The following is a 24170-nucleotide window of genomic DNA, read 5'->3' on the forward strand; positions in this document are numbered from 1 at the left end:
GTTGGGGGGCCCTCCCATTTAACAGCACACCCCGCACCCCACCCAGAACCCTCTCCCACATCCTGCATGTTTTTGACGAACCCTCTCGCACATCCTGCAGGTTTTGAACGGACCCTCTCCCACCACCCGCAACAAGCCCCGCCCCCGGCACCCAGCCCAGCCGCCCGCCGTCGTAAGTCACAGAGCGGCGGCCGAAAACCCGCATCAACTGCGAGAGCGTCCGTGGAAAACCCGCAGGAACTGCGAGAGCGTCCTGGCTGTGAAGATCTCCACCACTGCCCCGCGGGTAAAGTTGCTGTCCATGGATAACCTCTTCAGCCACGCAGGTGGCCCCACCCCGGATCCTTCAGACGCCGCCGACGCGTTGGACCCCCTGATCCTGGCGGTGACTGTTCCTGGCCACGTGGCCCAGGCCTTTGCCGGGTTCACGGACCACACGCACCTCTGGTGGCCGCTGGAGTCCCACGGCGTCTACGGCGCCGGGTCCTATGTGGAATTTGAAGAGAACCTGATCCTGGAAACCGCTGACGATGGCCGGACGTCGATTTGGGGGACCATCGACGACTGGCAGCCGCCCCTGTCGTTCCACGCGACCTGGCACCCCGGAACCACGGCGTTGTGGTCCACGGAACTGCGTGTGGCCTTCAGGGCCGTAGCTGACGGCACTGAGGTGCGGCTGGTGCATGACGGCTGGGAGGGTGCCGAAGACCCGGCACGTGCCCGGGCAGACTACGCCGCGGGTTGGCCAATAGTGCTTGAGCGGTATGTCCGCTTTATGGGCGGCACTCCGGAGGATACGACGGCGGAGCCAGCTTAGGCAGGCGGTACGGCCGTACTTGTGCGGATAACCAGCTCCGTCGGGTACTCCCGGTCAGTTGCCGCACCATCATTACCGGCAGGGGTGCCGGCGTCGAGTGTTTCCAACAGGAGCCGGGCAGCGAGGGCACCCTGGCCGCGGGCGTCCTGGTTAATAGTGGTCAGCCCAAAGACCTCGCCGAGCTCGTGGCCGTCCATGCCGATGACGGAGAGGTCGTGCGGAACCCTGAGGCCAAAGTCCCGGGCGGCGAGAATAGTGCCGATGGCCATCTCGTCCGACGCCGCGAAGACGGCCGTGGGCCGTTCGGTCCCCATGCCGAGGAGTCGGCGGGCACTTGCATACGCGCCCTGGATGGTGAAGTCAGCCGAGATCTGCCATTCAGGGCGGATAGACAAACCCGCGTCCTTCATCGCGGCCTCAAATCCGGCCTGGCGGATGCCTGGCAGTTTGAAGTCCTGGTTCAGCGCGGGATCACCGGTCAGGTGGGCAATGCGCGTGTGGCCCAGCTGGATCAGGTGGTTGGTTGCCATCCGCGACAGTCCGGAATCGTTGATCCGGATCGTCGATGCGCCAGCCAGCGCCCCGCCGATGCCCACAATGGGACGATGGATGGCCAGGAGCTGCTGGATCTCATCGTCCGTAAGCACTAACGCAACGGCGATCACAGCATCGAGCCGTTTGCGCAGCAGGAAGTCGTTCAGGACGCTCTCGCGCCGCACCGCCTGGTCCCCGACGTTGTACAGGGTGAGGTCGTACCCGGCATCCAGCAGCGTGGCGGAGACGCCCTCCAGGACTGATGAGAAGTACCAGCGGTGCACGGACGGTAGCACCAGGCCAACGTTGTGGTTCCGCCCGGACGCCAGGCTTGACGCATGGTAGGACGGCACAAAGCCAAGCTCCGCGGCAGCCGTTTTGGCGAGCTTGCGGCTCTTCGCCGAAACGTTGGCCTTCCCGCTGAGTGCCCGCGATACCGTGGCAATGGAGAGGCCGGCCCGGTCGGCAACGTCTTTGATGCCTGCCATGGACTACTCCGTGTCGCCGTGCACCAATTGCAGCCAGACGGTTTCGCCGGAGGCGAGGAAGTGGCCGGAGTCCGGATCCGCGCTGCGGAGGAGCACGTTGCCGGCGGGCATTTCCAGGGGCTCGTGGTTGAGGTTCATAAGCACCAGCGTAGTGCCGTTCACGAAACCAAGGGAGGAGCCTGTGCACCATTCCTCTGCCCAAGCGAGGGAGCCGCGGCCCAAGCCCAGTTCCCGCCGTGCAGCCAGTGTGCGGCGGTACAGGTTCAAGTGCGACGACGGCGTGGCGGCCTGGACGTCGCGCGCCAGTTCCTTGAAGGAAGCCGGCAGGGGAAGCCACGGCTGCTGTCCGGAGCCGAAGCCCAGGTGCGTTTCCGCGGCATTCCAGGGCAGTGGGACCCTGCACCCATCGCGGCCCAGGCGTTCCCCTCCGGTCCTCGCGAAAGTGGGATCCTGCCGCATACCTTCAGGGATGTCGATGCCATCCGGAAGCCCGAGCTCTTCGCCCTGGTACAGGTAGGCAGCGCCTGGCAGGCCGAGCATAAAGAGGGAGGCTGCGGCCGCACGGCGCCTTCCCAATGCCGTGTCCGGCTGCTGGTCCGCGGGGCCGATGCCGTCGCCGTCGCGTGGGCCGGAGCCGTTGTAACCGAAGCGGCTGGCGTGCCGCACGACGTCGTGGTTGGACAGCACCCAGGTGCTGGGCGCACCAACGGCATCGAGAACTGTCAGGGAGTCCGTGATGACGGACCGCAGCCGGTACACGTCCAAGCCGGCGTGCAGATAGGGGAAGTTGAACGCCTGGTGCATCTCGTCGGGCCTGACCCAGTGCGCCAGTCGGGGGAGATCGACGCTGGCTTCGGCGCACAGGATCCTGTCCGGGCCGTATTCGTCCAGGATCAGCCGCCAAGCGCGGTAGATGTCGTGGATGGCCGGCTGGCCAAACATGGGGGCCTCGTGGCCCGGGAATCCGTCCGAACTCCCGCCGTCGGCCCGGCCGCCCCAAGCCGGAAGCCCCGGAGCTTTGACCAGTGCGTGGGCCACGTCCACCCGGAAACCGGACACGCCGCGGTCCAGCCAGAAACGGAGGACGCGCTCAAACTCGGCATGCACGGCAGGGTTGTCCCAGTTGAAATCCGGCTGGGACGAATCGAAGAGGTGCAGGTACCACTGGTCCGGCCGGCCGTCGGGCCCGATGACGCGCGTCCAGGCAGGTCCGCCAAAGTGGGACTGCCAGTTGTTGGGCGGCTCGTGCCCCTCAGGGCCGCTGCCGTCGCGGAAGATAAACATGTCTCGCTCGGGGCTTCCGGCGGGTGCAGCCAAGGCAGCCTGGAACGCCACATGCTGGTCTGAGCAGTGGTTGGGGACCAGGTCCACGATCACCCGCAGGCCCAGGCGGTTGGCCTCGGCCATCATGATGTCGAAATCGCCCAGGGTTCCGAAGATCGGGTCCACGTCGCAGTAGTCGCTGACGTCGTAGCCGGCGTCGCGCTGCGGAGACCGGTAAAAGGGGGAAAGCCAGACGGCGTCCACATCCAGGTCGGCAAGGTGCGGCAGCCCTTCGGTGATGCCGGCGATGTCCCCGATGCCGTCGCCATTAAGGTCGCGGAATGACCTCGGGTACACCTGGTAGGTGACGGCAGAGCGCCACCAGCCCGGAGCCTTGTCGGCGTCGTGGATCAGGGTCAGCGGTCCAGCCAGCGCTGCTGTGGCGGAGATCACGGAATCAACAGACATGGGAATTAGCCTAGACGAGGCGCCAACAAAATGAAAACGCTTCCACCGGAGTTTAGGCGGCCATTGTTCAAGCCTTCAGGGCGACCTGGGTCTGACCTGTGGAAACGCTTGCAGTCATGGTGAGGGAGGAATTGTGACGCAGGCGCGTCATCCAGCCCGGCCCTAGACTGGAAGGACATGTGCGACGACGGGACTGGAGGCTGCGTGGGCAGCATAGTTGAGGAGCTGGAGACTGCGCTCCGGCCGGGCATGGTCAGTACCGAGGAAGCCACGCTCGCCCGGTACGCAGTGGACCAGGCGCCTGTGCTGGATTTCCAGTTGCCGCTGGCGGTGGTTTTCGCTGAATCAGTGGCGGACGTCCAGGCCACGGTGAGGTGTTGTGCCAGCCGGGGCATTGCACTGGTGGCCCGTGGCGCCGGAACGGGTGTCTCCGGCGGGGCCCACGCCAGCAGGAATTCCGTGGTCCTGTCCCTGGAACGGATGGACCGCATCCTGGACCTTAACCCCGACGACGAGACCGCCGTCGTCGAACCCGGCGTGGTGAACGCCGTCCTGAACGAGGCGGCGGCCGTCCACGGGCTGATGTATGCGCCCGACCCGGCGAGCTTCCGTACCTCCACGATCGGCGGCAACGTCGCCACCAACGCCGGTGGCCTGCGCTGCGCCAAGTATGGGGTCACCCGGGATTCGGTCCTCGCGCTGGACGTGGTGCTCGCTGACGGGTCCCTCATCCACACCGGACACCAGACGTTCAAAGGCGTGGCCGGCTACGACCTTACCGGGCTGTTCGTCGGTTCCGAGGGGACCCTGGGCATCGTGGTCGGCGTAACGGTGCGGCTGAAGTACCTGCCCCACGACGTGCACACCATCGCCGCGTTCTACCCCGACTTCAGGCAGGCCGCCGCCGGAGTCCTGGCCGTTGGCAGGGCCCGCGTCCAGCCCGCCATCATGGAACTGCTCGACGGCGGCACGCTGGCCCAGCTGGACAGCATCCACGGATCGGATCTCACCACGCGCGGACGCTCCCTGCTGCTCATCCAGACCGATGGCTTCGGCGCTGCCGCGGAGGCCGACGTCGTCCGGGCGGTGCTGGCGGACGGCGGAGCGCTGGTCACCACCGAATCCACCGCCGAGGCCGAGCAGCTGGTGGAGCTGCGCCGCAACAGCCGCGGCGTGGAGGTCGACGACGAATACCGGGTGGGTGAGGACGTCGCCGTGCCCCGCTCTCGCCTGGTGGACTACGTGGCAGCGCTGGAGGCCATCGCTGCCGCCCACAAGGTCAGCCTCAAGGTGGTGGCCCACGCCGGGGACGGCAACCTGCACCCGACGTTCTGGGTGGACCGGCTGGACGATGCCGTGGATGAGGACGCCATGCAGAGACTGAACCTCGCACTGGACGCGTCGATTGACGCCGCTCTGGAGATGGGCGGCACCATCACGGGGGAGCACGGCATCGGGCAGTACAAATTGCGCTGGCTCGGACTTGAGCAACCGGAACCCGTCAGGGAGCTGCAGCGCCGGGTCAAAGAGCTCTTTGACCCGGCCGGCATCCTGAACCCGGGGAAAGCCATCTAGCCTGCGCCCATCTGGCTGATTTAACACAGCCGTGCTGCAACCGGCGGGCGGCTCCCGGGGACCTGCTCAGTCGTCGACGTCCGGGTATTCGTCGATGTCTTCGTCGGCGCCGTACCTGGACTCCTCGGTTTCCACCTCAAGGATCTTCAGCATTTCGGTGTCCGGGTTCAGCATGATGGCTGCCTCGTCCCGGCGGTGCCGCAGGATGGAGTCGATGTAGGACTGCACTGCTTCGGCCAGCGGGATGTGCCGTTCCTGCTTCTCGGACATGTACCAGCGGTGTTCGAGCACCTCGTGGACGGCTTCGGCGGGTTCGAGCTTGCGGGACAGGTCCCGCGGGATGGAACGGACAATCGGCTCGAAGACCTGGCTGACCCAGAGGTGGGCGCTGTATTCCTCGTCCATCTCCGGGTTGTTGTCCGCACGGAAGGAGTCCATGTCGTTGAGCAGGCGGCGTGCCTGGTTCTCCTGGGCATCCAGACCGGTCAGGCGCAGCAGCCGGCGCATGTGGTGGCCGGCGTCGACCACCTTGGGCTGGAGCTGGATGGTGGAACCGTTCTGGGTGGTTTTGATGGCGTATTCCTCGACGTCGAAACCCAGTTCGTTGAGGCGGCGGATGCGGGCGCCCACACGCCAGCGTTCGCCGAGTTCGAACGATTCCTTCTCCGTCAGCTCGGTCCAGAGGCGGCGGTAGCTGTCCATGATGAGCTCGCTGGTGGCAACGGGGTCCACCTTCTCCTCGATCAGGCCGCCGTCCAGCAGGTCCATCAGCTCGCCGGCGATGTTTACCCGGGCGATTTCGAGGTCGTATTCGCGCTGCCCGGTGGACAGGTCCGGGTACAGCTCGCCGGTCTCGGCGTCCACCAGGTACGCCGCGAAGGCCCCGGCGTCGCGGCGGAACAGGGTGTTGGAGAGGGAGACGTCGCCCCAGTAGAAGCCGATCAGGTGCAGGCGCACCATCAGGAGTGCCTGGGCGTCGATGAGGCGGGTGAGCGTGTCCTTGCGCAGCATCTGGGAGAAGAGTGCGCGGTACGGCATGGAGAACTTCAGGTGGCGGGTGACCAGCACCGGGTTCAGGGGCCGGCCGTCGAGCGTGGTACGGCCGGTTATCACGGCTACGGGCTCGACACAGGGGACGTCCAGCCGGGCGAGCTTCCGGAGCATGTGGTACTCGTGGCGGGCCACGTGTTCGGAGGTTTCCTTGATGGCGATGACGGAGCCGCCCAGGTGGGCAAAGCGCACAATGTGCCGGGAGATGCCGCGGGGGAGTGCTGCGAGGTTCTCGGCTGGCCAGTCCTCGAGTGCGATGTGCCAGGGGAGGTCCAGGAGCTCCGGATCGGCGGCTGCCGCCGTGATGTTCAGCGAGCTGGAGACCGCGGAGAGCTTGCTATCATTGGCGCTGGCCGCCTCAAACCGGGGCAGTTTGCCGATCTGCGCGTAGTCGGTGGGTTCGTCGTGCCACTGGGCGCTGTTTTCCTCGGTCATGGGTCAATTCTTCCGTACATAGGGGCGGCTGCCTAAACATCGTGGGTTAACGCCGACGGCGGCCCGTCCAGGAAGGAGGGCCGCCGTCGGTTGGTTAGTGCTGGGGATTAGTCGCCCAGGCGCAGACCGGTCTTGGTGTCGAACAGGTGCACGTGGCCCGACTGCGGACGGACGTGGATGGACTCGCCCTTCATCGGGGGGCGGCGACCGTCGACACGGGCCACGATGTCGTGGCTCTTGCCGTCCAGGATGGTGTGGCCGTAGACGTAGGCGTCAGCTCCGAGCTCTTCGACGACGTCGACCTCAACCTGGAGGCCTTCGCCGGCGGCAACTTGCTCGAGGTCCTCGGGACGGGAGCCCAGGGTAACGGTGCTGCCGTGTGCCTCTTCGAGGACGTTGCGCGGCACGGGGTAAACCGTTCCGCCGAACTGGACGCCGCCGTCGACGACGGGCAGTTCCAGCAGGTTCATGGCGGGGGAGCCGATGAAGCCGGCAACGAAGACGTTCTTGGGCTTGTCGTACAGGTTGCGCGGGGTGTCAACCTGCATGAGCAGGCCGTCCTTCAGCACAGCCACGCGGTCACCCATGGTCATGGCCTCGACCTGGTCGTGGGTCACGTAGACCGTGGTGACGCCCAGGCGGCGGGTCAGGGATGCGATCTGCGTACGGGTCTGGACACGGAGCTTGGCGTCCAGGTTGGAAAGCGGCTCATCCATGAGGAAGACCTGCGGGTTACGCACGATAGCGCGGCCCATGGCGACACGCTGGCGCTGACCGCCGGAGAGTGCCTTCGGCTTGCGGTCCAGGTACGGCTCGAGGTCAAGAAGCTTGGCTGCTTCGCGGACACGCTCGGCGCGCTCTTCCTTGCTGACGCCGGCGATCTTCAGTGCGAAGCCCATGTTGTCTGCAACCGTCATGTGCGGGTACAGCGCGTAGTTCTGGAAAACCATGGCGATGTCGCGGTCCTTCGGCGGAACATCGGTGACATCGCGGTCGCCAATGAGGATACGGCCGGCGTTGACATCCTCAAGGCCTGCGAGCATGCGCAGCGAGGTGGACTTACCGCAACCGGAGGGTCCAACGAGGACCAGGAATTCGCCATCGGCGATGTCGATGTTGAGCTTATCGACGGCGGGCTTTTCTGTGCCCGGGTACAGACGCGTAGCGTTATCAAAAGTAACTGTAGCCACAGTTATCAATCCCTTCACCGGCAGGTACGTGCCGGACGATCCGTTGTGAATGGTTCATGTTTGTTCAGTTGTCCACGGTTTTTCAGCCGTGTACTCCCCGGCCGAAGCCGAGGAGTATCGCGTGACGCCGCACGGTGTCTGTGCGCCACATCACAAGCAAGAGTATGTCAGATGAATGGGGAAAAGAACCAAATGTTACGGACGTCACATATGAGCTTGGCTACTCTCCGTGTCCGCCGAAGTTTTCCGGTTCCTCTTCAGCCACCGCCAGGCTCCGCTCCTGCAGCAGGGTCTCCAGCAGTTCGGCGACGTGCACCGGAGCTTCCACCCTGAACTGCGCCTGGGTAAAGTCGAGCCCCACCTTCACGCCGACGTCGCCGGACTCCAGCCGGGCCAGCGCGTCCTCGTCCGTGGTGTCGTCTCCCGCGAACAGGACCGCCGTTGCCCCGGTGATCTGCCGGAGGAAGGTCACGCCCTCACCCTTCGAGGCGTTAACCACGGACGTTTCGAGGACCTGCTTGCCGTTCTTGAGGAACACGCCACGGCGTTCCTGCAGCACGGCCCGGGCGGCTGCCACGGCGTCCTCGGCCACGTCCGGGGTGGCCAGCCTGGTGTGCAGGACCACGCCGGCAGGCTTGTCCTCCAGGAGCGTGCCCGGTGCCTGTTCAACGATCTCCTCCAGGATGCCCCGGACTTCGGCGAGCAGCGCACGCTGGTCCTCGTCCAGGGTCAGTTCCGTGGATCCGGGACCCAGCCAGGCCTCGGCGCCGTGGCTGCCGATCAGCAGCGTGTCCACCGGGGGCGAAGCCACGGCGCGCAGGCTGGCGAGGGCGCGCCCCGAGATGAGTGCCGTCGTCGTGCGCGGCAGGGCGGCGAGCCCGGCAAACGCGGTGGCGGAGCGCGGCAGGGGGCGGGCGTCGCCGGCATGGTCCACCAGCGGCGAGATGGTGCCGTCGAAGTCCATGGCCACCAGGAGGTGTTCTGTCTGGGCGATGCGCCGGACGGCCTCGAGGAGTTCAGGGGAGAGCGTCAGCGGGCCTTTTGCGCGGCGGGCATCAGGAGTCATCGCGGACCACCTTTTCGTTGAGTGCCTGGAGGAAGTCCGCAGACCAGTGGTCCACGTCGTGTTCCAGGATCTGCTTGCGCATGGACCGCATCCGGCGGGCGGAATCCTTGGGGGGCAAGTTGACGGCCCGCATGATGGTGTCCTTCAGCCCGTCGATGTCGTGCGGGTTCATCAAGAGGGCCTGCTTCAACTGGTCTGCCGCGCCGGCAAACTCGCTCAGGACCAGCGCGCCGTCGTTCTGCGTGCGGGCAGTGACGTATTCCTTGGCCACAAGGTTCATTCCGTCCCGCAGGGCAGTAACCAGCATGACGTCCGCGGCGAGGTAGAGCGCCACCATTTCCTCGACCGGGTAGCTGTGGTGCAGGTAGCGTACGGCCGTGTTCTGGATGGTGTCGTAGGTGCCGTTGATGTGGCCCACGGTGCCCTCGATCTCCTCACGCAGGAGCCGGTACTGTTCCACGCGCTCACGGCTGGGGCTGGCCACCTGGATGAGTGTGGCGTCGCCGACGGTCAGCTTGCCTTCGTTGAGAAGTTCCTCGAAGGCCTTGAGCCGGTGCCGGATGCCCTTGGTGTAGTCCAGCCGGTCCACGCCCAGGAGGATGGTTTTGGGGTTGCCAAGGTCCTGGCGGATCTGGCGGGCGCGCTCGATGATCTCCGGCTTGTTGGCCAGCTCGCTGATCTGGGCAACATCGATGGAGATGGGGAATGACTGGGCCCTGGCGATGTGGGTGATCTCGCCGTCGTGTCCCTTGACGTGCACCTGCTGCTGCTTGACGCTGGCGCCCAGGAACCGCCGGGCGGAGCGCATGAAGTTCCCGGCATCGCTGGGGCGCTGGAAGCCCACCAGGTCTGCGCCCATCAGGCCGTCGATGATGGCGTGCCGCCACGGCAGCTGGGCGAAGATTTCCGGCGGGGGAAACGGGATGTGGTTAAAGAAGCCGATCCGGAGGTCGGGCCGCGCCTCGCGCAGCAGCCGGGGCACCAGCTGCAGCTGGTAGTCCTGGATCCACACGGTGGCGCCGTGGTCTGCATGGCGTACGACGGCGTCCGCGAACCTTTTGTTGACCCTGCGGTAGGCGTCCCACCAGGTCCGGTGGAACTCCGGGGGAGCGATCACATCGTGGTACAGGGGCCACAGGGTGGCGTTGGAGAAGCCCTCGTAATACAACTCAACATCGTCGGTGCTGAGCTGGACCGGGACGAGATCCATTCCGCCGTGGCTGAACGGTTTGACCGTCTCATCCGGGGCCCCGTGCCAGCCCACCCACGCGCCGTCGGTCTTGGTCATCATCGGAGCCAGCGCAGTCACCAGGCCGCCGGGCGAGCGCCGCCAGCCGGAGCCGTCGTCGCCGCTCTCTCCCGGGGCGCAACGGTCTACGGGCAGTCTGTTGGACACCACCATGAAGTCGTATTTTGTGCCATCGCCCTGGCCGTGTCCGGCAGGTCCGGAGTCAGGCTCGGAGGTAGGTTTTTCCTGGACAGGTGTTTGCATTGCGGCCCCCTGGGGTTGCTTGTGCCTCTAAGCCCACCCTAACGGGGCGGAATCTTCCTTGCTATTCATCCGTTGGTCAACTGGAGGAATAGTTGAAAGCGCAAGCTCTCAGGTTTCTCCCCTAAAATGATGGAGTTGCCACTGAGTGGTCCCCCCACGTCGATCGACCCAAGGAACACATGAGCCCCGCAAATGAAGTACGTAAGTCCAAGGCTGAGCGAACAGCGGAGGCACGCGAGAAGGCGCGCCTGATCCGCGAAGCCCAGCTTAAGAAGGACAAGCGAAACAAGCTGCTGATCGGCTGGGGCATTGTGGTGGCAGTGGTGGCCATCCTGGCGGTTGTGGCACTCGTGGTGACCACCACCATGCGGCAGAACGCCCCGATCGCAGACCAGGGACCGACGCCGGCCAACGGCAACGTGCACGGCGGCATCACCTTGCTCGCCAACACCGAAGTGGCGAAGCTGGATGCGTCCACCGTGGACGCCGCTTCCGTGGGAAACCCGCCCGAGACCGCCCCGGCGGAAGTTGTTGCCCCCGGCGCCGAGGCTGAGGCAGGAAAGCCCGTGAAGGTTGTCCTTTACGTCGACTTCATCTGCCCGGTGTGCAAGAACTTCGAGGCACAGTACAACGAGCAGCTGACTGCCCTGCGCAACGAGGGCAAGATTACGGTGGAATACCGCGCGCTCGGGTTCCTGGACAACCGTTCCTCCACGAACTACTCCTCCCGCGCGGCCAACGCCGCCGCATGCGTTGTGAACCAGTCTCCGGAAAAGTACGCGGAGTTTGTGGATACGCTGTTCGCCAACCAGCCTGCCGAAGGCGGCGCCGGCCTTTCGGACGACAAGCTCAAGTCCCTGGCCTCTGACATGGGCGTCAATATCGACAGCTGCGTGAACGACAAGACCTACCGTCCGTACGTGAAGTTCACGACCAAAGAAGCTGCAGCCATTGGCGTCACCGGCACGCCGTCCGTGTTCGTGGACGGCAAGCAGTGGGGCAAGGGCGACAGCGCCCAGACCCAGTTCCCCGACTTCCTGCAGGCAGCGATCGACGCGAAGGCATAACCTGCCCCAGTACACGGTGAAGGCCCGGTCCCGGACTTGCTCCGGGGCCGGGCCTTTTTCGATTCGCCTGATGTCCGGGTTGCGGCGTTTTTACCAGCGGGCGGACTTGGGCTAACCTTATCTAGCGCCGTTCAGCAGGCCCGTCAGGGCGCGCCTCCTTAGCTCAGTTGGCCAGAGCACCGCTCTTGTAAAGCGGGGGTCGTCGGTTCGAATCCGACAGGAGGCTCCATTCTGCCAGACGAAGATCTGGGCACTGGAGCTAACCGGTCCGCCTTGGTAGCTTCAACGCATGGCCATCAAACTTGAAAACGTCGGTATCGCCGTTCGCGACCTCGAAGCAACCATCGCCTTTTTCACCGACCTTGGTCTCACGGTCGTTGGCCGTGACACCGTCAGCGGCGAGTGGACCGACACCGCCGTCGGGCTTGATGGCAACCACGCGAAAATTGCGGTGCTCCAAACCCCGGACGGTCATGGCCAACTGGAACTCTTCGAATACATCCACCCTGACGCGATCGAGACGAACCCGACCCGCCCCAACGACATCGGCATGCACCGCGTGGCCTTCTCGGTTGATGACATGGACCAAGCCCTCGAGATAGCCGCGAAGCACGGATGTACTCCGCTACGCGGCGTGGCGACCTACGGCGACGTCTATAAGCTCACGTACCTCCGCGGTCCCAGCGGAATCCTCGTGATGCTCGCCCAGAAACTGAAGAAGGACTGACACCCGGCGCGGCCCGGTCCCGGTACGACGTCAACAGGGGAAGACGCCGGATTTCCCGCGTTGGCGGGGACTCCGGCGTTCATCGGTGGGCAATGACGAAGCTCTGGACCCAGGCCAGCCGTTGCCCTATCGTTGGGGAACCGATCACAGTCGGTCGGCAGTCTCCGCAGCGGAGGTGCATGATGGGCATTATCTCGTCTGGTTTCCACGGAAAACGGCATGCCGGCAACCCGGCATTGCCACCCGGCCAACACGAGACGGACACCTTTCCCGTTTTGACGGCAGGACCTGCACCCAATATCGCCACGGCAGACTGGGAATTCTTCATTACAACCGGCCCGGGGCAGCGTCACACGTGGTCCTGGGATGCCTTCATGGCGTTGCCGCAGGTTGAGATCCGGACCGACATCCACTGCGTCACCAGCTGGTCCCAGCTGGGCACCACGTGGCGGGGCGTATCCCTGGACACGTTGTTCGACGGCGTGGAAACAACCTCCGAGTTCACGATGGCCCATTCCTACGGCGGTTATACAACCAATGTCCCGCTTCAGGACCTTCTTGACGGCCAGGCCTGGGTGGCCTGGGAATTCGGCGGCCGGCCATTGGAGCGGGCCCACGGCGGACCCGCCCGACTCCTGGTACCCCACTTGTACCTTTGGAAGAGTGCGAAGTGGATCAACGGCATCGAACTGATCCAGGAAGACGTTCCCGGCTTCTGGGAATCGAATGGTTACCACCTGCACGGCGATCCGTGGCGCGAGCAGCGCTACTCATGAGGCCGCCCACATGAGCACGCTCTGGCGGGTCGCCGAGGTGGTCAGCGGCATTCCCGAATCGGAAACGTCCAGGACCATCGGGCTGCGGGTCGGCGGATTGAACGGCAACCTCGCCGGCCAGCACATCGATATCCGGCTCACCGCCGACGACGGTTACACAGCTGTTCGGTCCTACTCCCTGGCCACGGCAGGCATGGATGAAATCATCGAGATCACCGTCGACGAATTGGCCAATGGGGAAGTCTCTCCCTACTTGGTCAGGAACCTGATGGTCGGCGACCAACTGGAGATCCGTGGCCCCGTCGGCGGCTGGTTCGTCTGGCGGCCAACGGACCCCAATCCGGTCCAGCTGATCGCCGGAGGATCCGGCATCGTGCCGCTCATGTCCATGATCCGGGCCCACGAGGCCTCGGATAATCCGTCGCCGTTCCGGCTGCTGTACTCCCTCAAATCGCCAGCGGCTGGGTTCTATCGGGAGGAGCTCCTCACTCTCAGCCGGGAATCCGCCAAACTCGTGGTCGACTACGCCTACACACGCCAGGCGCCGCCGGACTGGCCGGATCCACCTCAACGGCTCTCGGAAGAAGCGCTCCTGTCAACCATCCTGCCGGTGGAGGCTGCCCCAGATATCTTCATCTGTGGCCAGACGATATTTGTCGAAACGGTCTCAGGCTGGCTCGTGCAGGCGGGCTACCCGTCCGCCTCCATCAAGACCGAACGCTTCGGCGGAACTGGAGGTTTACGGTGACTGGCACAAATGGTGCGCCGTCCCAAGGCGCCGGAGACCCGCGCTTCGAGGACCAGGATATCGCCGGAATTGCGGGCAATCCCATACCCCATCTCGACGGAAACGCGGTGGCAGGGCCGTTGTGGGAAGTATTCCGCATCGACATCATTGCAGCGATCGGCCGGTGCAGGAACTGCGGCGCTGTCCGGGCCTTCGGAGAAGCCCTGGTCTACACCGACGCCCCGGGAATCGTTGTGCGGTGCAAGTCCTGCGAGGGCGTCCTCCTTCGCCTCGTCGAAACCCCCACCAGCTTCTGGCTCGATGTGAGCGGACTGAGCTACCTCCAGATTGACCGGGAGGACCAAGGTTTGGGCTGATCGCTTCTGCCTCAGTGCAGGCCGAGCTCGGCGAAGGCAGCAACGAGGCCCTCCTGCCGCGGACCCCGGGCGGTGCGGTCCGCGATGGCCATCAGCTCCGGGATGGATCCTTCGATGGCCACGCCGATGCCCGCGTACGCGATCATCTCCAGGTCGTTGGCGCCGTCGCCGATCGCAATGGTGTCCTCCCGGGCGATGCCCAAGTGCGCGATCACGGCTGCGACGCCGTCGGCTTTGCTGATCCCGCGCTGGAACAGCTCACCCGCGTGCCGGCCCTCGTCGGCGACCGAGTTGGCGACGACGGCAATGTCCTGGCCGATTTCGCGCACCAGGTCTTCCATGGCAACGGGGGAGTCAAAAACGGAGACCTTGGCGAACGACACCGCCGCGCGGTCCGCCGTACGCTGCACCGCGCCGAGGATGGCGGACGAACCCATCGGGCCTCCTGGTACCTGCCGGAAGTGGGCGTCCAGGATGGCCCGCAAACGCTCCGCGGCGGCGGGCGGAACGTGCAGCGCTTCCTGCGCCTCGAGGATGTACACGGCGTCGTGCGCGTCCAGCTCCGCAACCGTCCTGGCCGCGAGGTCTGCCGGAAAACGCCGGTCCACGAGCACCTCCCCGGCTACCTCCGCATAGGCGCCGGCGCTGGCTACCAGGCCGTCGAAGCCCGCGGCGAGGATACTCTGGGGCAACATCGACACCGGCCGCCCGGTGCACAGCAGGACCCGGTGGCCGGCCTCCCGCGCAGCCCGTACAGCACGCACATGGCCCTCGGGGACAACGCCGTAGTCCGCGTAGGTGCCATCCACATCGAGGAAGACAGCGCGGACAGTTCCGGCAGTACTCGGCTTTGCGCTCATGATCCCGGATCATACCGAAGCAGCCCCACCCGGCCCCAACCGGGCAGTCCTGGGGTCGACTTGACCTGGTCCAGGCGGGATCCGCGAACGAAGCTGCACAGCCTCACTCCGAGTCGATCAGCTCCAGCAGTTTTTTTGCGGCGTCCCGGATGTCGTCATGGCCGTATTGGGCTGCCCGGCTCTCCAGGGAAATGACGGCGCAGCGGTGGACCTTCTTGAAGTCCCCGAACGGGAAACTCACGCTGCCTTTGGTTTCGTCCGATTTATCGTCATCGCGTCCCAGATGCCATTCCGCGAAGTCGCCAAAGCCATGCTTGTCGATGAAGGCGTTTTCGTCGTCGGCCGATGGTGCGTGTTCGCTCCAGTCATCGCGGACGTCGCGTTGGACCTTCCCCTCCTTGACGAGTTCGCGCGCGTGCGTCAGGGCCTTGCGGTTGAGTTTGACTGCCATGGTGCCTCCTCAGGTAGCCGCTGAGTTTGCTTGCCCTATCAGGGTAGGACCGGCAGGCGCGGGGCGCCACAGCCATGGGACGCCGCAGCAAAGGCCAAGGCTTAACGGCCCCGAGACTGGCGCGAAACGAGCCCACAACATTCGCCCCGTACCGTCGGTGCATGACTCCTCCGCTGCTGGCTTCCGTCCGCTCATGGCTCGCCGATGTCTTTTTCTGTGACACTGTCGAGCAGGCGGCGGACGCCATGGCTGATGCCACCCGCTGGGGCTGGCTGCCGGCGCTCAGCGGCATCGCTGTTGCCGGCGACCATGCCCGGGCCGCGCACGCTTCCGGGGCTTCGGAATCAGCCGGGCGGTAGCAATTTGTCTGCTTGGGCACACTATTCTCCAAGTCACGGCATAATGACCTAAACTGCTTCACTGAGGTGCCTGAAATGGCGCTGCGCAGCAACGAAAGTGAACATGCCATGGCTACCGATTACGACGCTCCACGTAAGCAAGAAGAAGAGTCTCCCGCAGAATCGCTGGAGGCCCTCCAGGCCTCCCGTTCAGGTGCTGCCCAGACCGCGGTTATCGACGTCGATGAGAACGACACCGCCGAAGGCATCGACCTTCCGGGCGCCGACCTCTCCAACGAAGAACTGACTGTCATTGTTGTTCCCGAGCAATCCGACGAATTCACCTGCTCGTCCTGCTTCCTTGTCCGCCACCGGTCCCAGATTGCCCGCGAAAAGAACGGCATGAAGTACTGCCGCGACTGCGAAGGCTAGGCAGCCCGAACGCCCCATGAAAGGCGCCGTCCACTGTCAGTGGGCGGCGCCTTCCTGCTGTCCGGGGGCAGGACCCCAGGAGCCATGTGCCGGCGTCGTTATGTGCATAACGGTAGCGTGCAGAAACGGTGTAAATAGGGATTCTTTCCGGCCACAAACGGTGCCGAATTTACGCCCGCGTGACCGGAATCAGGTGCATTTAACGGTTCCGCGCCGAAGCGGATACAACCCTTCTTAAGGGTGGTTTGGACTCCTACGCTTGAGCTATCCAATCACTCGAAAGGTGGCCCACAATGAAAAAGGTTCATACGTGGCTGGCAGTCATTCTGATGGCTGTCGGATTGGGTTTCCTGGCTCCGGGGCCCGCCTCGGCAACCACGTCCTATTGCGGACTTGTTTGGGGTTCGCTGGCCGAAACAAATCCAGCGATGAGCACCGCATCAGTAACCAACGTTCGGACGGGGCAGCACTATTGCTTCGACCGGATGGTGGTTGATCTCAACGGCCCTGTGGCCGGCTACACCGCCCAGTACGTTCCCGTGGTGGTCCAGGACGGTTCAGGTTTCAGTATCCCGCTGCAGGGCAGCGCGTTCCTCCAGGTCACTGTGAACGCTCCGTCCTACGACAACGAGACCGGCAACGTCACGTACAGCCCGGCAGCGAAAGCCGAACTGTCCAACGTAGCTGGATACCAGACGTTCCGCCAGGTAGCTTACGCAGGCAGCTTTGAAGGCTACACAAGCATCGGCCTCGGCGTCCGTGCACGGCTCCCGTTCCGGGTCTTCACCCTGGACGGACCGGGCTCCGGATCGCGGCTGGTTGTGGACGTGGCGCACTTCTGGTGACCTCCGGTTCAATGGCGAACCGGCGTTGAGATAAGCACAGTAAACCCAAGAACGGCACCCTGTTCCGGAAATCCGGACCAGGGTGCCGTCCTGTGCGCCCGGGCTACTCGGGCACTACCAGTGCCGGAGTGTCGCTGCGGATGGTCTCGCCCCGGAAGAACCCGGGGCGGAGGCGTGCCATGACCAGCATGAACACCGCCCCGAGCAGCAGGATCCCGATGCCCAGGACAAATACCAGTCCGACGCCGAAGACCTCCGAACCGCTGCCGAACTCCGGCGCCCAGCTGTCCACCGCCGTCTGCAGGAACACCACGAACAGCCCGACCCCGCCGAGCACTGGGCACACGAGCCGCAGCATGAAGTTGCGGACGCTGCTGAAGACGCTGTTCCGGAAGTACCAGGCGCAGGCGATGGCGGTCAGGCCGTAGTAGAAGCAGATCATCAGGCCCAGCGCCAGGATGGTGTCGTTGAGAACGTTCTCGCTGATAACGTGCATCACCGCATAGAAACCGGCGGACACCACGCCGGCTGCAACAGTGGCGAAGCCCGGCGTCGAGAAGCGCTTGCTCAGGTGGCTGAACGGCTTGGGCAGGGCGCCGTAGTGGGCCATGGCCAGCAGGCTGCGCGACGGCGACGTGAACGTGGACTGCAGGGACGCCGCCGAACTGGACAACACCGCCAGGGACATCAGGATGGCGAACGGCCCCATGATCGGTGACGCAAGCGCCGTGAAGAGGTTCTCGTGGTTCTCCGGGTTGTTCAGCCCCACCCCGGTATCGCCGACGCCGGCGAACATCATGGTGGCGATGCTGACCAGGAGGTAGATGCCCAGGACGGCCACGGCGGTGAGGGTGCCGGCCAGGCCCGCGGTCTTTTTGCCGTTGGCGGTTTCCTCGTTCACGGTCAGGCACACGTCCCAGCCCCAGTAGACAAAGATCGACAGGGAGATGCCGGCGGCGATCTGCCCGAACGTCTCGATTTTGGTGACGTCGAACCATTCCCAGCTGAACGGGATGGCCGTGTCGGACGTGGACCAGTTGGCGAACGCCAGGCCCACGAAGAGCCCCAAGACCAGCAGCTGGAAGCCCACGAGGCCGTACTGCACCAGCTTGGTGGTGTGCAGGCCGCGGTAGCTGACCCAGACGGCGAGGGCCACAAAAACGAAGCAGGTCAGGACGTTCAGGGGCTTGTTGGCCGCGAGGTCCGCAAGCTCGGGTGAGCCGGTCAGCTGTGACAGGAAGAGGTAGAAGAAGTCCACGGCCACGCCCGCGAGGTTGGACAGGACGATGATGTTGGCGGCGAGGAGTCCCCAGCCGCCCATCCAGCCAACCCACGGGCCGAAGGCCTTGGTGACCCAGGTGAACGTGGTGCCGCTGTCCGGGGAGTCGGCGTTGAGCTCCCGGTAGGCGAGGGACACCAGAATCATGGGGATAAAGCCGATGAGGAAGATGACAGGCAGTTGGAGCCCGGCTTCGTTGATCGTCGGGCCCAGGGCGCTGGTCAGCGTGTACGCCGGCGCGATGGTGGAGATGCCCAGGACCACGACGGCGAGCAGGCCCAGCTGCCCGCCCTTCAGGCCCTTGGCCGTGATGCCGTGCGCCGTGCCGGCTGCATCAGCCCCCGACTGCTGGCCTGCGGGGGTGCCCTTGCGGATGGTTTGCGTCATTGTCCAGCGCTTTCTACGAGGCAGCAGGCTGCTGTTGGGTGATGCAATGGATGCCGCCGCCGCGGGCGAAGAGTTCGCGGGCGTCGATCCCGACCACCCGCCGGCCGGGGTAGGCCTCTGCCAGGATCTGCAGCGCCTTGTCATCATTGGCGTCCCCGAAGGTACAGGCAATGACGCCGCCGTTGACCACCACGTGGTTGATGTAGCTGTAGTCCACAAACCCCTCGTCATCCCGCAAAGTTTCCGGGGCGGGGACTTCGATGATGTTCCACTCCCGTCCGGCCGCGTCCTTCGTGGTGCGGAGGTGTGCGATGATCTCGCGGCTCACCTGGTAATCCGGGTGCCGCGGGTCCTGCTGGGAATGCACCAGCAGCGTGCCGGGGGAGGGGATGGCTGCGACGATGTCCACATGCCCGCGGGTGCCGAACCTTTCCGAGTCCCTGGCCAGCCCGCGGGGGAGCCAGACGACGTGGGTTGCGCCGATGGTCCGCGCGAGCTCGGCTTCGACGTCGGCCCGGCTGAGTCCGGGGTTGCGGCCCGGATCCAGCTGCACGGTTTCGGTCACCAGCACGGTTCCCTCGCCGTCCACCTGGATGCCGCCGCCTTCGTTGACCAACGCGGACACGATGTGCGTGGCGCCTGCGCGGCCGGAAACCTCGCCGGCGACCAGCGCGTCCTTGTCCCAGCGTGCCCAGTCCTGGGCGCCCCAGCCGTTGAACACCCAGTCGACGGCGCCGAGGCGCCCGTCCTCGGCGAGCACAAAGGTGGGGCCGATGTCCCGCATCCACGCGTCGTTGAGCGGGGCGGCAAGCACCTCGACGTCCGGGTGGAGGTCGCGGGCGGCGATGCCGACGTCGGCCGGGTCCACCACCACGGTGACCGGCTCAAATTCGACGGCGGCGTTGGCCACCGCTGCCCAGGTGGACCGGGCAGCATGGGCATCCTCGGCGGTGTCGCCCAGGGTGTAGCCGCCGGTGGGGAACGCCATCCAGAGCCGCTCCTGTGGAGCTGTCTCGGCCGGCATCCGCCACGCGTTCATGCGGTCACCTCGGTGTGCACTGCCGACGTCGGGATCCCCGCCTCCTCGCCGCCGAGCGGCTGGTCACGGCGCACGGGCTCGGTCAGCCGGCCGTAGGTGTCAGGGCGGCGGGTGGCCAGGAACGGGAAGAGCGTGAGCCAGTCCCGGCGCTGGTCCAGGTCCAGGTCTGCCACCAGGACGGCGGACTCGTCGCGCGGGGCCTGGACCAGGATCCGGCCGTAGGGGTCGGAGATAAACGAGGAGCCGTAGAAGTCCAGGGTTCCCTCGCTGCCCCAGCGGTTGGGGGCAATCATAAAGAGGCCGTTGGCGATGCCGTTGCCCACAATGACCTGCTGCCACAGCGGCTGCGTGTCGAAGTCCGGGTGGTCCGGTTCGGAGCCGATCGCGGTGGGGTACACCAGGATCTCGGCGCCGCCCAGGGAGTACAGCCGGGCGACTTCCGGGAACCATTCGTCCCAGCAGGTGGGCATGCCCAGCCGCGCTCCACCCAATTCTGCCGGCGCGTGGACCTCGTAGGCATCCGCTGCCGCCGGCCCCTGGCGGAAGAACTTGTCCTCGTAGTAGCCGGCGGTGACCGGGATGTGCAGCTTGTGCGTCCGGGCGAGCAGTTCACCCTCGGACGACACCAGGATGGCGGTGTTCAGGCCAAGGCCGTCGTCGCTGCCGTCCGGGGCCGGTGCCTGCTGGTACAGCGAGGCGTGGACGGCCACGCCGTGGCGGCGGGCGGACTCGGCAGCAAACCGGAACGTGGGCCCGGTGAGCAGGTCCTCAGCGGTGTCCGACGGCCGGGGCCGCGCCGCTCCGGGCCGCGAAATGTCATTTTCGGGGCGGGTGTCCGCGGGGTAGCGGGAGAGCGTGAGTTCGGGCAGGAACACCGCCGTGGCACCCAGCCGGGCGGCGCGGCCGATGCCTTCGTCCAGTTCAGCCTGCAGGACAGCAGTGTCTGCATGCCAGCGGTGCTGCACCACGCCCACCCGCAGGGCGGGGCGTTCGGACGGCGTTGTCCGGGCCAGGGAAGCGGGAGAGTCGAGGCAGGAAATTTCAATCATGGGCTTACTTCCAGTGAGACGACCGTCACTAAATGAATGACGTTCATTTAGTATGGACGGTACCGGGCTTTCGCGCAAGGGCTTAAATGAATCACGTTCTTTTGTGTCGCCGGGACCTAATTAGTAAGCTCACTGAGAAATTTTGCTCCGGGCTCCCAAAACGGCTGATAGCGTCAGGATCACTGGACCAATCGAGGAGGATTTATGAAAGCTTCACCGACGCTGACCAACAATCTTCAGGCCGTTCTTGCGGACCTGATCGAGCTGCACATCCAGGGCAAGCAGGCCCACTGGAACATCGTGGGCACCAACTTCCGGGACCTCCACCTGCAGCTCGATGAAATTGTTGATGCCGCCCGCCAGTTCGCCGACGACATGGCCGAAAGAATGCGTGCACTGCATGCCCTTCCCGACGGCCGCAGCTCGACGGTGGCCAAGAGCACCAGCCTGGCCCAGTTCCCGGAAGGACTTATCAACACCAAGGACGCCATCGAACGGATCGTCGCCGCCCTCGAAGCCGCCGTCGGGACCATGCGCAAGGTCCATGACGAAGTGGATGAAGAGGATCCCACCACCGCGGACCTGCTGCATGCATTCATCGCCAAGCTGGAGCAGTACGCCTGGATGGTGAACGCCGAGACGATGAAGGCCTCCGCCAGCGTCACCGCGCCGGACGCAAAGTAGCGCAGCGCTCGCAGATCAAATACTGGAGCGCCCGGCGCCGGAGTCAACTCCGGCGCCGGGCGCTTTTTCATGCGGCGCCTTTGCTGCGGGGCGGATCCCTGGTCGAAGGCGGGCCGCCTAGTGCGCCTTGGGAACCCGGTGAAGCGCGACGGCGGCCAGGACTGCCGCCCCCGCCATCAGTACCAGCGCGATCCCCGCAGTGATGTGCACCCCGGAATCGAACGCCGCGCGCGCCGCGCCGCGGAGCGCTTCAGCAAGCGGAGCAGGCAGGGTGGCGGCCAGCTCCATGGCACCTGCCAGGGTTTCGCCTGCCTGATGCGCAGCTGTGCCGGACGTGGCCTCTGCGAGCCCGGCGGGAAACAGCAGATTGTGCTGGTACGAAGCCGTCAGGATGGAGCCCAGGACTGCCGTCCCCAGCAGTGACCCCACCTCGTAGCCCGTCTCGGAGATCGCGGCCGCCGCCCCTGACTTTTCAGCTGGAACGGCACCAAGGATGAGGTCGTTCGAGATGGTTTCGGCCGTACCCACGCCCAGCGCCAGGATGAGCAGTGCTCCCAGCAGGAGGGCCGGACCCGCGCTGTGGTTGCCGAAGGCCACCAGCCCGTGGCCGGTGGCGCTCAGGGCCAGGCCGCCGGCCACCACGAATCCCGGACGGACCTTCCGCACCAGTGGCACCGCCACCAGTCCGGCCACCACCGTGGCCAGCAGGGCCGGGATCATGGCCACTCCGGACGCGGACGGTGTCATGCCCTCCAGGAGCTGGAGGTGCTGGGCCAGGAACAGGATGAAGCCGTTGAAGGAAAACAGCGCCAGGACGTTGGCCGTAATGGCCGTGCTGAACACCCTGTTGCGGAACAGGGACATGTCCAGCAGGGGACTGGCAATGCGGAGCTGGCGGCGGACAAATATAAACCCCATGGCCAGGCCAAACCCTATGAGGAACACCGGAATTGTTCCAAAACCCTCGGTGGCCAGCTCCTTGATGCCATAAACCACCGGCACCATCACCAGCAGGGACAGCAGAATGCTGGGCATGTCCACCCGCCCGGGACGGGGATCCCTGGACTCCGGGATGAAAGCCGGACCGAATACCAGCAGAGGCAGCATGATGGGCACCGCGACCAGCAGGATGGCGCCCCACCAGAACTGCTCCACCAGCCAGCCGCCGAAAATGGGGCCCAGCGCGGCGCCGCCGGAAAAGCCTGCCGCCCAGATGGCAACAGCTAGCCGGCGCCGGTTGGGGTCCGGAAAGATGTTCCGGATCAGGGACAGCGTGGACGGCATCAGCATGGCCCCGAAGAACCCCAGCATCGCCCTGCCGGCGATGAGCCACTCGGCGCTCGGCGCGAAAGCCGTCACCGCCGAGACGGCCGCGAAGCCGACGCTGCCAATCAGGAGGAGCCGCCGGCGTCCTATCCGGTCACCGAGGCTGCCCATGGCAACCAGCAACCCGGCGAGCACCAGCGGATAGGCGTCCACGATCCAGAGCAGCTGGACGCCCGATGTTTCCAGGCTCCGCGCAATGGCCGGCAGTGCAAACGTCAGCGCCGTGTTGTCCACTGCAACAAGGAGTACCGGGAACATCAGCAGTCCCAGCGCAAGCCAGTCGCGCCATTGGCCCCTCGCCGGAACCGGTGCCGGACCGGGAGCCGGCGTCGACCGGGCGGTGGACGGCGTGACGGAGGTGCTGTTGGTGTTCTGCCGGGAGGCTGCGGACGTGGTCATGCAATAACTGTACCGTCTGGACGGTATAGTTAAGAAATCGAAGCCCCCAAGGATGCATGATTGGAACCATGGCCAGAAAACCCGTTGCGCATGATGCCGTCCTCGACGCCTTCGAAGAACTCCTCATCGACGTGGGGGAGCGCGCAGCCACGCTGGATGCCGTGGCCAAAAAGGCCGGCGTGTCCAAGGGCGGACTGCTGTACCACTTCCCGAACAAGGAGGCGTTGATCACCGCCACCCTTGAACGGCTGGACCGCCTGGCCGGCGAGGACCTCGCCGCCATGGCGGCCGCGCCCGAGGGTGCCGCCGCGTACTTCATCCGTTCATCGCTCTGGTCCGACACCCCGATGGACCGTTCGTTTGTTGCCGCCACCCGCCTGGCCGAGGTGGCCCACGAGGAGGCCCGCCGCCGTTTCGCGGCCATCCAGCAGCAGTGGCTGGAACTGATCGGCGCCGACGTCGGCAAGGCAATGGCCAAGGCCGTGCTCTATATGGGTGACGGGCTGTATTTCAACGCCATGTGGGAAAGCGGTCCGTCCGGGAACGCCGACGGCCGGCAGGGGGATGTGGCGGAACTCCTTGCCGCGGTGGAGCGGCTGAGGGGCTGAATGCCCGCAGGGCTGGCGGTGCACGTCCCGGGCGGTCGCCATTTGCCCGAAAGCCTGCGGCATAGGACAATTGGTGATGGCTGTCACCGGCCATGCAAGATGTCAATCCCAAATGAATAAGCCTTTGATCTGCGGCGGGAGAGTTCTGCTAGTAGGTACAAGCAGGCGCCGTAGGAGCAAATCCTCCCCAGGAATCTCTCAGGCCCATGTACCGCCGCGGCGAGGCAACTCTGGAAAGTAGCAGGCTGTCCGCCTGACGTGTCCCGGATCGCTCCGGAACATCAGGACTGCTGTGCTCACCGACGGTGCAAGCGCCGGCCCCGCAGCAGCGGACCGCGCGGAAACTCTCAGGTCCAATACAGAGTGGGGAGGAACCCGAATCGATGTGGCGTACCCTGCGCCGCCTGAGTTATGGAGTTCC

Annotated in this window: 24 protein-coding genes, 1 tRNA gene and 1 riboswitch; of the genes, 13 read left to right on the forward strand and 12 right to left on the reverse strand. The window is 65.2% G+C overall.

Annotated elements, in window-relative coordinates; genetic code table 11:
- The first annotated feature begins 301 nt into the window (after positions 1-301).
- Positions 302-817, forward strand: a complete 516-nt coding sequence (locus ABV518_RS17945; protein WP_367769618.1) for an SRPBCC domain-containing protein — start codon at positions 302-304, stop codon at positions 815-817.
- On the opposite strand, the gene ABV518_RS17950 is transcribed toward ABV518_RS17945, so the two are convergent.
- Positions 814-1839: a LacI family DNA-binding transcriptional regulator gene (locus tag ABV518_RS17950; protein ID WP_367769622.1), complete on the reverse strand. Its 1026-nt coding sequence runs from the start codon at positions 1837-1839 to the stop codon at positions 814-816. The two genes, ABV518_RS17945 and ABV518_RS17950, sit on opposite strands and share 4 nt — an antisense overlap.
- A gap of 3 nt (positions 1840-1842) precedes the next feature.
- Positions 1843-3570 (reverse strand): glycoside hydrolase family 13 protein, encoded by a 1728-nt coding sequence (locus ABV518_RS17955; protein WP_367769625.1) that lies wholly within the window; start codon positions 3568-3570, stop codon positions 1843-1845.
- Positions 3571-3774: 204 nt separating this feature from the next.
- Here ABV518_RS17955 and ABV518_RS17960 point away from each other — a divergent pair, with 204 nt between their 5' ends.
- Positions 3775-5145: an FAD-binding oxidoreductase gene (locus tag ABV518_RS17960; RefSeq protein WP_367769628.1), complete on the forward strand. Its 1371-nt coding sequence runs from the start codon at positions 3775-3777 to the stop codon at positions 5143-5145.
- 66 nt (positions 5146-5211) lie between these two features.
- Here ABV518_RS17960 and ABV518_RS17965 read toward each other — a convergent pair whose 3' ends face one another.
- The 4 genes from ABV518_RS17965 to ABV518_RS17980 form a co-directional block, all read right to left on the reverse strand.
- Positions 5212-6630, reverse strand: coding sequence for a DUF4032 domain-containing protein (locus ABV518_RS17965; RefSeq protein ID WP_367769631.1), 1419 nt, complete (start codon positions 6628-6630; stop codon positions 5212-5214).
- 107 nt (positions 6631-6737) lie between these two features.
- Positions 6738-7820, reverse strand: a complete 1083-nt coding sequence (locus ABV518_RS17970) for a sn-glycerol-3-phosphate ABC transporter ATP-binding protein UgpC (protein WP_310167036.1) — start codon at positions 7818-7820, stop codon at positions 6738-6740.
- A 220-nt stretch (positions 7821-8040) separates the two neighbouring features.
- Positions 8041-8886 (reverse strand): trehalose-phosphatase, encoded by an 846-nt coding sequence (gene otsB, locus ABV518_RS17975; protein WP_367769635.1) that lies wholly within the window; start codon positions 8884-8886, stop codon positions 8041-8043.
- Positions 8876-10378, reverse strand: a complete 1503-nt coding sequence (locus tag ABV518_RS17980; protein WP_367769638.1) for a trehalose-6-phosphate synthase — start codon at positions 10376-10378, stop codon at positions 8876-8878. Before ABV518_RS17980 ends, otsB begins: the two co-directional genes overlap by 11 nt.
- Before the next feature lie 179 nt (positions 10379-10557).
- Between ABV518_RS17980 and ABV518_RS17985 the strand changes: the two genes are divergently transcribed.
- From ABV518_RS17985 to ABV518_RS18010, 6 genes are all read left to right on the forward strand, one after another.
- A complete protein-coding gene (locus ABV518_RS17985) occupies positions 10558-11445 on the forward strand; it encodes a DsbA family protein (RefSeq protein WP_367769641.1) in 888 nt (295 codons plus the stop codon).
- A 152-nt stretch (positions 11446-11597) separates the two neighbouring features.
- Positions 11598-11674: transfer RNA gene (locus ABV518_RS17990), tRNA-Thr, on the forward strand.
- A gap of 60 nt (positions 11675-11734) precedes the next feature.
- Positions 11735-12172 (forward strand): VOC family protein, encoded by a 438-nt coding sequence (locus ABV518_RS17995; protein WP_367769643.1) that lies wholly within the window; start codon positions 11735-11737, stop codon positions 12170-12172.
- Between the two features lie 182 nt (positions 12173-12354).
- Positions 12355-12948, forward strand: coding sequence for a sulfite oxidase-like oxidoreductase (locus ABV518_RS18000; protein ID WP_367770131.1), 594 nt, complete (start codon positions 12355-12357; stop codon positions 12946-12948).
- Positions 12949-12958: 10 nt separating this feature from the next.
- Complete coding sequence (locus ABV518_RS18005; protein ID WP_367769645.1) at positions 12959-13696, forward strand: FAD-binding oxidoreductase; 738 nt, start codon at positions 12959-12961, stop codon at positions 13694-13696.
- Entirely contained in the window at positions 13693-14052 is a 360-nt protein-coding gene (locus ABV518_RS18010; RefSeq protein ID WP_367769648.1) for a DUF6510 family protein, read from the forward strand. Before ABV518_RS18005 ends, ABV518_RS18010 begins: the two co-directional genes overlap by 4 nt.
- Positions 14053-14063: 11 nt before the next feature.
- Here the strand turns inward: ABV518_RS18010 and ABV518_RS18015 are convergent, their stop codons facing one another.
- Both ABV518_RS18015 and ABV518_RS18020 read right to left on the reverse strand, forming a co-directional pair.
- Positions 14064-14912, reverse strand: a complete 849-nt coding sequence (locus tag ABV518_RS18015) for an HAD-IIB family hydrolase (protein ID WP_367769651.1) — start codon at positions 14910-14912, stop codon at positions 14064-14066.
- A 103-nt stretch (positions 14913-15015) separates the two neighbouring features.
- The gene (locus ABV518_RS18020) at positions 15016-15363 is read right to left on the reverse strand and encodes a hypothetical protein (RefSeq protein ID WP_367769654.1); all 348 of its coding nucleotides are present in this window, start codon (positions 15361-15363) and stop codon (positions 15016-15018) included.
- 161 nt (positions 15364-15524) lie between these two features.
- Between ABV518_RS18020 and ABV518_RS18025 the strand changes: the two genes are divergently transcribed.
- From ABV518_RS18025 to ABV518_RS18035, 3 genes are all read left to right on the forward strand, one after another.
- Positions 15525-15722 (forward strand): hypothetical protein, encoded by a 198-nt coding sequence (locus ABV518_RS18025; RefSeq protein ID WP_367769657.1) that lies wholly within the window; start codon positions 15525-15527, stop codon positions 15720-15722.
- Positions 15723-15830: 108 nt separating this feature from the next.
- The gene (locus tag ABV518_RS18030; RefSeq protein WP_131134172.1) at positions 15831-16133 is read left to right on the forward strand and encodes a DUF4193 domain-containing protein; all 303 of its coding nucleotides are present in this window, start codon (positions 15831-15833) and stop codon (positions 16131-16133) included.
- A 293-nt stretch (positions 16134-16426) separates the two neighbouring features.
- Positions 16427-16978 (forward strand): hypothetical protein, encoded by a 552-nt coding sequence (locus ABV518_RS18035; RefSeq protein ID WP_367769659.1) that lies wholly within the window; start codon positions 16427-16429, stop codon positions 16976-16978.
- 103 nt (positions 16979-17081) lie between these two features.
- Here the strand turns inward: ABV518_RS18035 and ABV518_RS18040 are convergent, their stop codons facing one another.
- From ABV518_RS18040 to ABV518_RS18050, 3 genes are read right to left on the reverse strand one after another with little or no spacing between them, the layout of a single operon-like run.
- Complete coding sequence (locus tag ABV518_RS18040; protein ID WP_367769661.1) at positions 17082-18644, reverse strand: APC family permease; 1563 nt, start codon at positions 18642-18644, stop codon at positions 17082-17084.
- Positions 18645-18657: 13 nt separating this feature from the next.
- The gene (locus tag ABV518_RS18045) at positions 18658-19683 is read right to left on the reverse strand and encodes an agmatine/peptidylarginine deiminase (protein ID WP_367769663.1); all 1026 of its coding nucleotides are present in this window, start codon (positions 19681-19683) and stop codon (positions 18658-18660) included.
- Complete coding sequence (locus tag ABV518_RS18050) at positions 19680-20732, reverse strand: nitrilase-related carbon-nitrogen hydrolase (protein ID WP_367769667.1); 1053 nt, start codon at positions 20730-20732, stop codon at positions 19680-19682. Before ABV518_RS18050 ends, ABV518_RS18045 begins: the two co-directional genes overlap by 4 nt.
- A 204-nt stretch (positions 20733-20936) precedes the next feature.
- Here ABV518_RS18050 and ABV518_RS18055 point away from each other — a divergent pair, with 204 nt between their 5' ends.
- The gene (locus ABV518_RS18055) at positions 20937-21416 is read left to right on the forward strand and encodes a Dps family protein (RefSeq protein WP_131134167.1); all 480 of its coding nucleotides are present in this window, start codon (positions 20937-20939) and stop codon (positions 21414-21416) included.
- 117 nt (positions 21417-21533) lie between these two features.
- Here ABV518_RS18055 and ABV518_RS18060 read toward each other — a convergent pair whose 3' ends face one another.
- The gene (locus tag ABV518_RS18060; protein ID WP_367769670.1) at positions 21534-23141 is read right to left on the reverse strand and encodes an MFS transporter; all 1608 of its coding nucleotides are present in this window, start codon (positions 23139-23141) and stop codon (positions 21534-21536) included.
- A 68-nt stretch (positions 23142-23209) separates the two neighbouring features.
- On the opposite strand from ABV518_RS18060, the gene ABV518_RS18065 reads away from it, so the two are divergent.
- Positions 23210-23749 (forward strand): TetR/AcrR family transcriptional regulator, encoded by a 540-nt coding sequence (locus ABV518_RS18065; protein ID WP_367769673.1) that lies wholly within the window; start codon positions 23210-23212, stop codon positions 23747-23749.
- A 125-nt stretch (positions 23750-23874) separates the two neighbouring features.
- Positions 23875-23973, forward strand: a riboswitch (glycine riboswitch).
- Positions 23974-24170 lie beyond the last annotated feature (197 nt).

This window comes from Arthrobacter sp. HS15c (assembly GCF_040812005.1).
GTDB lineage: Bacteria > Actinomycetota > Actinomycetes > Actinomycetales > Micrococcaceae > Arthrobacter.